Source organism: Methylobacter sp. (assembly GCF_036845245.1).
Lineage (GTDB): Bacteria > Pseudomonadota > Gammaproteobacteria > Methylococcales > Methylomonadaceae > Methylobacter_A.
This window is the reverse complement of the sequence record NZ_DAIUEH010000089.1, coordinates 1-9,776: the sequence shown is the minus strand read 5'-3', so window position 1 is coordinate 9,776 and position 9,776 is coordinate 1. Positions and strand designations below refer to the sequence as shown.

General features: G+C 46.0%; 11 protein-coding genes and 1 pseudogene. 5 read left to right on the top strand and 7 right to left on the bottom strand.

The window, feature by feature from the left end:
- Window positions 1-40: 40 nt before the first annotated feature.
- The gene (gene tyrS, locus V7051_RS23725; RefSeq protein WP_333879239.1) at window positions 41-1,237 is read right to left on the bottom strand and encodes a tyrosine--tRNA ligase; all 1,197 of its coding nucleotides are present in this window, start codon (window positions 1,235-1,237) and stop codon (window positions 41-43) included.
- 179 nt (window positions 1,238-1,416) lie between these two features.
- Here tyrS and V7051_RS23720 point away from each other — a divergent pair, with 179 nt between their 5' ends.
- Both V7051_RS23720 and V7051_RS23715 read left to right on the top strand, forming a co-directional pair.
- Window positions 1,417-2,895, top strand: coding sequence for a peptidoglycan DD-metalloendopeptidase family protein (locus V7051_RS23720; protein ID WP_333879240.1), 1,479 nt, complete (start codon window positions 1,417-1,419; stop codon window positions 2,893-2,895).
- Between the two features lie 9 nt (window positions 2,896-2,904).
- Window positions 2,905-4,041, top strand: a complete 1,137-nt coding sequence (locus tag V7051_RS23715) for an anhydro-N-acetylmuramic acid kinase (protein WP_333879241.1) — start codon at window positions 2,905-2,907, stop codon at window positions 4,039-4,041.
- 20 nt (window positions 4,042-4,061) lie between these two features.
- Here the strand turns inward: V7051_RS23715 and erpA are convergent, their stop codons facing one another.
- Window positions 4,062-4,394, bottom strand: coding sequence for an iron-sulfur cluster insertion protein ErpA (gene erpA, locus V7051_RS23710; protein ID WP_104425207.1), 333 nt, complete (start codon window positions 4,392-4,394; stop codon window positions 4,062-4,064).
- Window positions 4,395-4,488: 94 nt separating this feature from the next.
- Window positions 4,489-5,520: an N-acetyl-gamma-glutamyl-phosphate reductase gene (argC, locus tag V7051_RS23705; protein ID WP_333879242.1), complete on the bottom strand. Its 1,032-nt coding sequence runs from the start codon at window positions 5,518-5,520 to the stop codon at window positions 4,489-4,491.
- Between the two features lie 244 nt (window positions 5,521-5,764).
- On the opposite strand from argC, the gene V7051_RS23700 reads away from it, so the two are divergent.
- Window positions 5,765-6,007 (top strand): FitA-like ribbon-helix-helix domain-containing protein, encoded by a 243-nt coding sequence (locus V7051_RS23700; protein ID WP_333879243.1) that lies wholly within the window; start codon window positions 5,765-5,767, stop codon window positions 6,005-6,007.
- Window positions 6,004-6,405: a type II toxin-antitoxin system VapC family toxin gene (locus V7051_RS23695; RefSeq protein ID WP_333879244.1), complete on the top strand. Its 402-nt coding sequence runs from the start codon at window positions 6,004-6,006 to the stop codon at window positions 6,403-6,405. The genes V7051_RS23700 and V7051_RS23695 overlap by 4 nt, the downstream gene beginning before the upstream one ends.
- 219 nt (window positions 6,406-6,624) lie before the next feature.
- On the opposite strand, the pseudogene V7051_RS23690 reads toward V7051_RS23695, so the two are convergent.
- Together V7051_RS23690 and V7051_RS23685 are read right to left on the bottom strand one after the other, a co-directional pair.
- Window positions 6,625-6,789 (bottom strand): annotated as a pseudogene (locus tag V7051_RS23690) (N-acetyl-gamma-glutamyl-phosphate reductase); the annotation flags it as partial.
- A gap of 15 nt (window positions 6,790-6,804) precedes the next feature.
- A complete protein-coding gene (locus V7051_RS23685) occupies window positions 6,805-7,002 on the bottom strand; it encodes a hypothetical protein (RefSeq protein WP_333879245.1) in 198 nt (65 codons plus the stop codon).
- Between the two features lie 113 nt (window positions 7,003-7,115).
- Between V7051_RS23685 and V7051_RS23680 the strand changes: the two genes are divergently transcribed.
- Entirely contained in the window at window positions 7,116-7,253 is a 138-nt protein-coding gene (locus V7051_RS23680; protein WP_333879246.1) for a hypothetical protein, read from the top strand.
- A 52-nt stretch (window positions 7,254-7,305) separates the two neighbouring features.
- Here the strand turns inward: V7051_RS23680 and V7051_RS23675 are convergent, their stop codons facing one another.
- Entirely contained in the window at window positions 7,306-8,967 is a 1,662-nt protein-coding gene (locus tag V7051_RS23675; protein WP_333879247.1) for an ATP-dependent helicase, read from the bottom strand.
- Complete coding sequence (locus V7051_RS23670; protein WP_333879248.1) at window positions 8,964-9,674, bottom strand: ATP-dependent endonuclease; 711 nt, start codon at window positions 9,672-9,674, stop codon at window positions 8,964-8,966. The genes V7051_RS23675 and V7051_RS23670 overlap by 4 nt, the downstream gene beginning before the upstream one ends.
- Window positions 9,675-9,776: the final 102 nt, after the last annotated feature.

Below are 9,776 nucleotides of genomic sequence, written 5' to 3'. Positions count from 1 at the left end.
TTTGAAAGAACTGCGCATTATACAGCTCTCCGCTCTGCCGTCAAGAGGTGATTTTTACCCGCGCAAACTTTCTTTTCCCTACTTGATAAACATGCTCGGCGCCAACCGGAATCTCCAGTTTTTGATCGACAACCTTCTCGCCATCAATCTTTACCGCGCCTTGTTTTATCATACGATTGGCCTCGGATGTACTCTCTGTTAACCCGGCATTTTTCAATAAGTTCGCTATGCCGTAACTGATGCCATCAATCTTTAATTCCAACTCCTCCATTTCATCAGGTATTGCACCTCGCTGAAATCTGGCTTCAAAATTTTCCAACGCCTTGGCAGCAGCGGATGCATTATGAAATCTCTCTATAATTTCCTGAGCCAACTTTACTTTATAGTTTCTCGGATTCGCACCTTGCTTACATTCTTCTGCCCACAGCTTTATTTCAGCCATAGGACGAAAGCTCAATAATTCAAAATAACGCCACATCAACTCGTCTGAAATAGACATCAGCTTTCCGAACATATCATCGGCAGAGTCCGCTATACCCACATAATTATTTAACGACTTGGACATTTTTTGCACGCCGTCCAACCCTTCCAGAATTGGCATTGTCATGACGACCTGAGGCTTTTGCCCAAAGGCCTCTTGTAATTGCCGCCCAACCAACAAGTTAAACTTTTGATCTGTACCGCCTAATTCAACATCCGCCCTCATTGCCACTGAATCGTACCCCTGAATTAAAGGATACAAGAATTCATGTATCGCAATAGGCTGCCCACCTTTAAAGCGCTTGCTAAAATCGTCCCGCTCCAGCATTCTGGCTACGGTATGCTTTGCGGCCAGTTGAATCAAATCAGCCGACGACATAGCATTCATCCAGCTTGAATTAAACATTACCAATGTTTTAGTTGGATCCAGAATTTTAAATATTTGCTCCTCATAGGTTTTTGCATTGTCAATAACCTCATCCCGAGTCAATGGCTTACGCGTAACGTTTTTCCCTGTTGGATCACCAATCATCCCGGTAAAATCACCAATCAAAAAAAGCACCTCATGCCCCAAATCTTGAAATTGCTTCAATTTATTAATCAATACGGTATGCCCCAAATGCAAATCAGGGGCAGTCGGGTCAAAGCCCGCCTTAATTCGAAGAGGGCGCCTCTCTTCCAATTTGTTAATTAACTCTTGCTTGATTAAAACCTCATCTGTCCCTCTAAGAAGGTGCTCCAATACGTCCTCTTGCAATTTCTTTCTCCAAATATCTATAAATGATCCATTATAGAATTAATAATCAGCTCCGCTGAATAAAAACTTTTACACAATCTAATTAATTGGCAAAAACTTTTAAAACCACTTAAAATGAAACCATAAAACCATCAAATCCCCCCTGTTTTATATAATTTTCAATTACTTAGCATAGCCTAGTGAAAAATAAAATCTATACATCTCTGCTGTTTGGAATTAGCCTAGCTTTTTCAGTAACCGGCCACACACAAACAAAACCGGCACGAACGCACTCAGCAACCAAGACTATTTCTACCGCCCCCCTTCAATCAAATCACACCAAACCTAACAATAAGAAAAACCCTGCTGCGGTTATTAACACTAAGCCAAGCAACACGAAAGCTCCTGCTACACCAAAGTCCGCTAACAAAAAAGACTCTTCTATTGCCATCACCAAACCAACAACACAAAAAAAATCGACCGCAACATCTAAATCCACTGCAAAAAAGCAGCCCATCGTTTCTGCCAAGTTAAAAAATAACAAACAAGCCATTGCCTCATCCAAGTCGAGCCATAAAACCGACGCTACCGTTTCTGTTGAGTCCGCTACCAGAAAACACACCGTTATTTCTTCCAAATCAATCGAATCTGTATCAATCAAGCAGCTTAACCATAAGAAGCTGAGCACACACACACCTGCTAATCTGGATTTGGATAATGCTGAATCAGATCCATTTATCCATATAAATAATGATAGACAGCTCCATCGAACCTTAATCGACCGCCCGCAACCCACAACAATCAATACGGCTCATGTATCGATAGAAACCTCTTTATTTCTGGATGGTCTCGAAGCCGGCTTGTCAAAAGAGCTAATCTTACAACTTACTGATATTTTTGCATGGGACATTGATTTTGCCTCCAATCTACGCCCCGGCGATCAATTCACGGTTGTTTATGGCAAAAAAATAGTTGATGGTAAAGAAGCCGACAGTGACGAAATCATTGCCGCGGAGTTTATTAACCAAGGATCGTCATACACCGCAGTCAGGTATATCAATGAATTCAGTGTTGCCAGCTATTACACGCAAGACGGTCAATCCATGCAAAGGGCTTTTTTAACAACCCCAGTTGACTTTGCAAAGATCAGCTCGCCTTTTGACATGCACCGTAAGCACCCCATACTTAACAGAATTCGCGCCCATAAAGGCATTGATTATGCCGCAAGGATAGGCACACCTGTAAAAGCAACCGGGGACGGAATCGTTACCTTTAGCGGCAGTAAAGGCGCTTATGGGCAAGTTGTGACCATTCAACACAACGACCACTATGAAACACTTTACGCACATATGTCTGCTTTTAAAAAAGGCTTAACGGTCGGCGATCATGTTAAGCAAGGCGACGTTATCGGCTTTGTTGGCCAAACCGGCTTGGCTACCGGCCCCCATCTGCATTATGAATTCCATGTTGACGGACTTTATCGCGACCCTGAAACAGTTAAAATACCGCATTCAATGCCTATAAGTAGCGCATTACTGGCTGACTTCAATGATCAAACTCAGCCGTTCTTTACTCAACTTATTCAGGCCAAAGCCAAAAGTTTATTAGCAAAAACTCCCGCAATTGCTCCCGGCATTGCGCTACCCCCTGCATCAATGCAGCCCTCTCATTACGATTAACCAAAATCGATGCCTGAACTTTATATTGGACTCATGTCAGGAACCAGCCTGGACGGTATTGATGCTGCTCTCGTCGACTTTAAAGACAATAAAGTCCGGCTTGTCGAATTTGGCTACCAGCCCTTCCCCGACGATATTCAAAATACAATCCAGCGAATCAGCAAGCCGGATACGCAAATCTCGATCAAAGAATATGGCACAATGGATACCCGACTCGGCCACCTCTTTGCAGAGGCCGTCAATACCGTACTGGCTAAAGCCAATATCCCCGCTTCAGCAATCAACGCTATCGGTAGTCACGGACAAACCATCTACCATGCGCCCGAGATCAAGTTCCCTTTCTCCCTGCAAATTGGCGACCCCAACATTATTGCCGAACTAACCGGCATTACCACGGTAGCCGATTTCAGACGCCGTGATATTGCGGCCAAAGGCCAAGGCGCACCGCTGGTTCCTGCGTTCCATCAAGCCGTATTCCATCATCCGGACGAGCATCGCTGCATCGTAAATATCGGCGGCATTGCCAATATTACCGTCCTGCCTAAACAACAGTCCGCAGAAGTCATTGGCTTTGATACCGGCCCCGGCAACACCTTGATGGACCTGTGGATCAAGCTACAGCGGAACCAATCGTACGACGAAAACGGCACCTGGGCCAAAACCGGAAAAATCAACCATGACTTGGTGGCTCTATTAAAGCAAGACTCGTATTTCAACGCCGCTCCACCCAAAAGCACAGGTAAAGAATATTTTTCTCTTCCTTGGGTTTATCAGTATTTCGACGCATTCAGTTACAAGGCCGAAGACATACAAGCCAGCTTGTGTTTTTTGACGGCGATAACGATTTGTGAAGCCATCAAAAAGCACGCACCGGCTACTGAACGCATCCTGATCTGCGGCGGCGGCATTCATAACGAATATTTATTGGAGTTCATCCGGCAGAATATCGAATGCCCTGTTGAATCAACAGAACAGTACGGCCTTCATCCCGATCATGTTGAGGCCATGGCTTTCGCATGGTTAGCCAGACAAACGTTAAACAAGCTGCCGGGCAATCTTAAAGAAGTAACAGGAGCGATTAACTCTGTGATTCTTGGAGGGATTTATCAGGGAAACAAAAAGGGCGACATTCCTGTCGCCCGATGAGAGGAAAGACTTTAGAACAGCTATGCTGAAAAAGAAGACCCGCAACCGCAGGTAGTCGTCGCGTTAGGGTTACGGATAACGAACTGAGCGCCTGATAAATCTTCTTTATAGTCGATTTCAGCGCCGGTTAGATATTGAATACTCATTGCATCAATCAACACAGTGACACCGCCGTTCTCAACGCAGGTATCATCTTCATTGACTTCTTCGTCAAAAGTAAAGCCATATTGAAACCCTGAACAGCCACCGCCTGAAACATAAACCCTGAGTTTCAGATTATCATTGCCTTCCTCGGCTATCAATTCCCCCACCTTGGAAGCTGCGCTGTCAGTAAAAACTATTGGATTAGACATACATGTAACACTATAAAAATGAAGTTGGAAGAAATTATGACTATACCCAGCTTTTTAGTCAAGAATTATGAACTATGTACAACTGCTTATCCCCCTACGGATAAAGCGCAATAATCTTTAGTCCTGAGTCTTCTTTTAGCCCGAACATCAGGTTCATATTTTGCACCGCCTGCCCCGCTGCGCCTTTAACCAGGTTATCAATCACCGATAACACTACAATCGTTTGACCGCCCTGCGGCTGATGAATTGAAATCTGGCAGTTATTGCTGCCCCGTACATTCCGGGTATCGGGATGCGAACCTTGCGGCAGCACATCGACAAATGTTTCGCCAGCGTACTTTTTTTCATACAAGGCCTGCACATCATCCAGATTGCCCTGCGCCCGGCCATATAACGTAGCGTGTATGCCACGGATCATCGGCGTTAAATGCGGAACAAAAGTCAAGCCGACCGGTTTGCCGGCGACAAGCTCAAGGCCTTGGCTAATCTCCGGCAAATGCCGGTGACCGCCCACCGCATAAGCCTTAAAACTCTCGCCGGTTTCACTCATTAACGTCGCCAGCTCAGCTTTGCGCCCAGCCCCGCTAACGCCGGATTTAACATCGGCAATCAAATGATTGGTATCGATCAGACCGTTTTCAAGCAACGGTAAAAATCCCAGCTGCACAGCAGTAGGATAACAACCGGGGCAAGCGATCAAATTACTCTGTTTAATCGCCTCACGATTCACTTCCGGCAAACCGTAAACCGCCTCGGCGATTAAATCGGGACATGCGTGCTCCATGCCGTACCACTTGCTCCACTCCTTTGCATCCTTCAACCTGAAATCAGCGGACAGGTCTATCACTTTTACGCCACGAGCCAGCAACTGCACCGCCATCAACATCGCGGTGCCGTTCGGCGTCGCAAAAAACACTACATCGCATTCGGCCAAGGTTTCAACTTCAGGCAAGCTAAATACGACATCGATAGCACCGCGCAAGCTCGGATAAAGCGCATCCACCCTAAGACCGGCATCGGTACGCGAAGTGACGACCATCACCTCAACGTCCGAATGCAACGCTAAAATCCGCAATAGCTCAACGCCGGTGTATCCGGTCCCGCCCACAATACCTGCACGAATCATCTGTTTTATCCTGCTCACACATTGTTTATGAAAATTCTGAGACATATAATAACCGCAACCCAGCTTATTGACGATGTTGTAACTATGCCGCTTCCCGATCAAAGGCGTGCAATCCTATTCTTCATTGTTTTATTAAAATCCGATTGGCCGCCTAATCCAGTGTGATCCTGATTCGGGTTTAAATATTGCCAGAATTGCAAATCGAAACCATAATGCGACCTCGCTCACTACCGAGGAATTCCCCATGCCAGCACTGACCATAAAAAACATCCCAGACTCGCTTTACGAACAATTAAAAAACGCAGCCGAATTACATAGAAGAAGTATCAACAGCGAAGTTATTGTTTGCCTTGAAAAAATATTAGCTCCCGCAAAAATAACGCCCGCCGACCGCTTGAGCCGTATCGAACAGCTGCGCTCAAGCATCAAAACTAACAGCATCACGCCCGAAGAAATTGAACAGGCCATTAACAACGGCCGGCCATGATAGTTGCTGACACCAATATCATCAGCTATCTTTTTCTACCAACTACCTATTCGGAAAAAGCAAGCCGACTTTATCAAACAGATGCCGATTGGGCCGCTCCCAGCCTTTGGCGCAGCGAGTTTCGTAATGTACTCGCGCTTTATTTACGGCAGAAAATTATTACCTTGGCAGAAGCTTTGCTTATTCAGGAAGAAGCCGAAGCATTAATGGCTGAGCGTGAATTTACCGTCACATCCGTGCAAGTTCTGACGTTAACCGATAGCGGCAGTTGTTCGGCCTATGATTGTGAATTTGTCGCCCTGGCAAAACAGTTGGACGTAAAACTGGTGACTCAAGATAAAAAAATACTGCGGAAATTTCCAGATGTTGCAGTATCTCTGGATGATTTTTTAAATTGAGATTTAGAGTACTCACCTAAAGCTTAAATCCTGCTTCTGTCACGCCCCCTCGCCAAGCGCAAAATCTTTAGCCGGATAAACTTTATGTTACTAACCCCAATTCAATTTCCCAAGCAGCCAGCCTAGACTGATCGAGCATAGCTGTGCATAAAACGTTATGAACTTCATGATGAGGCTCAGCTGATACAAGATCATTTTGCACGTTCTGCAATAGTCGAGCAGACCGATTTTCGGGCCACCCAACAGCTCAAGCCCTTGGCTAATTTCCGGCAAATGCCGGTAGCCGCCCACCGCATAAGCCTTAAAACTCTCGCCGGTTTCGCTCATTAACGTCGCTAATTCAGCTTTACATCCCGCACCGCTGACGCCAGATTTAACATCGGCAAAATACATGACGGCTCAGTCCTGAGAGACTTTTCGTGCCGCTAACTGCGCAGGCGCATCCTCGCCAACAGCGATAGGTGCACCTTCCGACCAAAGCACCGCATATTGTCCCAGTCGCCGTTTGCGATCCAGCGTCTTCGCAACAGTTTGACGCAGACAGTCGAGCATTGCTTGTGTTTCCTGACTGAGGACCGGGGGTGTTTGAATACTCATAGCTGAGCCTCTTGTTGCAAAAGTTGAAAAAAAATCGTGATGAAACACCAGCCTCCGCTCAGCATTCTGCTGAAATACCAGTTCTGGCATTCTGTCGTTATTCATGAAACAAAATGTCTGGTCAACCAGCGGGGAAAAGAGCTGCAAAAGATTGCGTAAACTACGAGGAAAACGTCGGGCAATATCATGCCCACCGTGAACGACGCGCTCCACCACACGGCAAGCGCGACATTTCCGCATTGGGCAAGTAGATTAGCCCTACCCGACGCCTTACAAACGCTGCATCTATCAAGTATTCAGGTTTCATTCCATGAATGATACGGCATACTCAAGGAACTCTTGGTGGGGAGTTCGAGCCACTTTCCATACCCCTCCAAAGCCCTCTGGTTTTGGTCGCTCTTGAGCACAGGTTAAAACAAGCCGCCGTTTTGCACGAGATACACCAACAAAATAAATACAACAGTTCTCGTCTTTATTTCCCCAGAAAGTCTGATCCTCCACTCCTAGCATAATTACCGAGTCGAACTCCAGGCCCTTACTTTTATGTATGGTCAGAATGTGTACTGCCTGGTCGTCACAAAATCTGGTTAAGGCTTTCACAAAATCAGGTTCGATATTGAGCAAATCTTCAATCCGGGTCTTTGTTTCCTGGATCACTTCTTTAAGACGAGCGGATGACTCGTACTCTGGCGACAAAGATGTCATGTTGCTGAGGCCGAACTTCTTGAGAAATTTCTTAACTAATTTCCACCCAGCAGGCCAACTGACATCAGTCATGCCAAGTAATGCCGCTTCCTTGCGCTCCAACTTGATGAAGTGTAGCCAATCCTGCCGCATTTCTGCCTGCTCAGATTCGTCGGCGAATGGGATTAACTGATCCATCAAACGCAACCAAGCCGCCGGTTCCTGTGAACCAAATAGCGACAACAAATAATCAATGATCAGCCTTGCGACCGGTTCTACGGAAAGATCCTGTAGTTGCTGCTCGTTACGATAGGGAATGCCTCGTTTTTCGAGTTCAATCATTAATAAGTTGGCATAGAGATCTAATTGTTGACGCAATAAAATAGCGATTTCCGACAGAGGTACTCCCTCGTCCTTAACCCAGCGAGCAATCAGATCAGCTAGGTATTCAGCTTCGTGTTGAGTTGTTTCAAAATGCCAAGCATGGATATCCCCTTCATTACCGAGGATCTGCGCTTCCGGCATTACGGATACAGGATCCAGAACCCGAATGATTTCATTCTGCATACGCAGAAGTCGTGCCTTTGAACGGAAATTGAGGTACATATTTAATTGCAACGCATTAAAATCGCCTGCAAATGTAGAAAAGACACCTTCCAATGCCCCTGCCCAAGCCATGATCCTTTGCTTAGTATCTCCCACAGCGGTCAAGCGGATCGCTGTCCCTTTAAATGCCAGTTTGATCAGCGCGTATTGCTTATCGGTGCAATCCTGAAACTCATCCAGAAAAACATCGCTATAAGTCTTGCGTATTGCATTGCGTGCTACCTGCGATTCTTCAAGAATCTGGATTGCCAAGGAAACGAGATCACCAAACTCGACCTCCCCATTTTTTGTTTTGCGAACCACAATTTTATAATCGGGATTGAGAGCATCATCACCAGTTAATACAGAACGGAAGCGATCAATGATGCGCTTGGCAAAAGCGTGGAAGGTATAGCTGTCAAACCGTCCAGAAAGATCCTGACCGCAACGCCGCCTCACTCGTTTTTTTAGGTTACAGCTGGCATCAACCTTGAACGAGATAGCAAGGATGCGCTTTGGATAACGGCAAGTACCTGTCCGCAGCAGGAAGTCGGCACGCTGGGCAAGCATTTCAGTCTTGCCTGCACCTGGGCCTGCGGTCAAGGCAAGGCAGCGCTCACGCTCGGTGGCAGCTCGTAGTGCATTAGTTTCCAGAGTCAGTCCGTCAGAGGGTTGCCAGTCTTCCAGTTTTATCATTCAGGCAGCTCCGCGAGCTTAGCGATGACAGCGTCGGCCAAACGTTTCAAAGACCGCGGCATTTTTTCTAAAAGCTGTTCGTCAGAAAGCTTTGAGAGTGCACTAATATGAGCAGCAGGTTTACTACCAAGTTTAAAACGTCTGTGATAGGTGATGAAGCGTTTTCGCTCATATTCTGTATATTGCTCAACGCCGTGGTAGCTATCCCCAAGGACTGCCTTAATTTTATTTTCATCAGGTAGAACTCGATCTGCTTTATCAAGTTCGTAGGCTGTAGGAAAACTCTTCAACATTGCAAAATCGACATCCAACGGAGATGAAAAGAAAACCCCCAGATCCTCAAGCTCTTTCAAGTAATTGATATATTTAGGGTTGCTCTCGACCTCAAAAAGTTTCCAGTCGTCATTGTTCCATTTAGGAATTTCGTCTATCTTACCAGCAGAAGGAAACGTTACTTTCGAGGAACAGATTTTCAATTGGTTGGCAACATAGCGCACTCGTCCCCAGCCACCTTGATGTCTCGCAAGATCCAGATCCAAGAGAGTAATAAACGGTATGTCGATAGCAGTAAGCAAACGCCAAAAATGATTAACATGTCGACCACCGAGTGGAACCACTGAAATGGCACACTCATCAACTGGGACACCTTTTGCTTTGAGTAGACGTGGAAGCACAATTTCTTCACTGTCACCTTCACCAAGCACCACCAATCTTGAAAAATACAGTTCTGGGAAAGCCTGTACAGCTTCACGGACCCCCTGCGTCAGACTAGTTGTCGCCTCAAATTTTCAGAATCCGTAAAATTTGAG

Bases quoted from the DNA above. Each gene is read 5' to 3' on its own strand.
- V7051_RS23715 (WP_333879241.1), top strand. From the start codon at position 2,905: ATGCCTGAACTTTATATTGGACTCATGTCAGGAACCAGCCTGGACGGT.
- erpA (WP_104425207.1), bottom strand. From the start codon at position 4,394: ATGTCTAATCCAATAGTTTTTACTGACAGCGCAGCTTCCAAGGTGGGG.
- argC (WP_333879242.1), bottom strand. From the start codon at position 5,520: ATGATTCGTGCAGGTATTGTGGGCGGGACCGGATACACCGGCGTTGAG.
- V7051_RS23700 (WP_333879243.1), top strand. From the start codon at position 5,765: ATGCCAGCACTGACCATAAAAAACATCCCAGACTCGCTTTACGAACAA.
- V7051_RS23695 (WP_333879244.1), top strand. From the start codon at position 6,004: ATGATAGTTGCTGACACCAATATCATCAGCTATCTTTTTCTACCAACT.
- V7051_RS23685 (WP_333879245.1), bottom strand. From the start codon at position 7,002: ATGAGTATTCAAACACCCCCGGTCCTCAGTCAGGAAACACAAGCAATG.
- V7051_RS23680 (WP_333879246.1), top strand. From the start codon at position 7,116: ATGTCTGGTCAACCAGCGGGGAAAAGAGCTGCAAAAGATTGCGTAAAC.
- V7051_RS23675 (WP_333879247.1), bottom strand. From the start codon at position 8,967: ATGATAAAACTGGAAGACTGGCAACCCTCTGACGGACTGACTCTGGAA.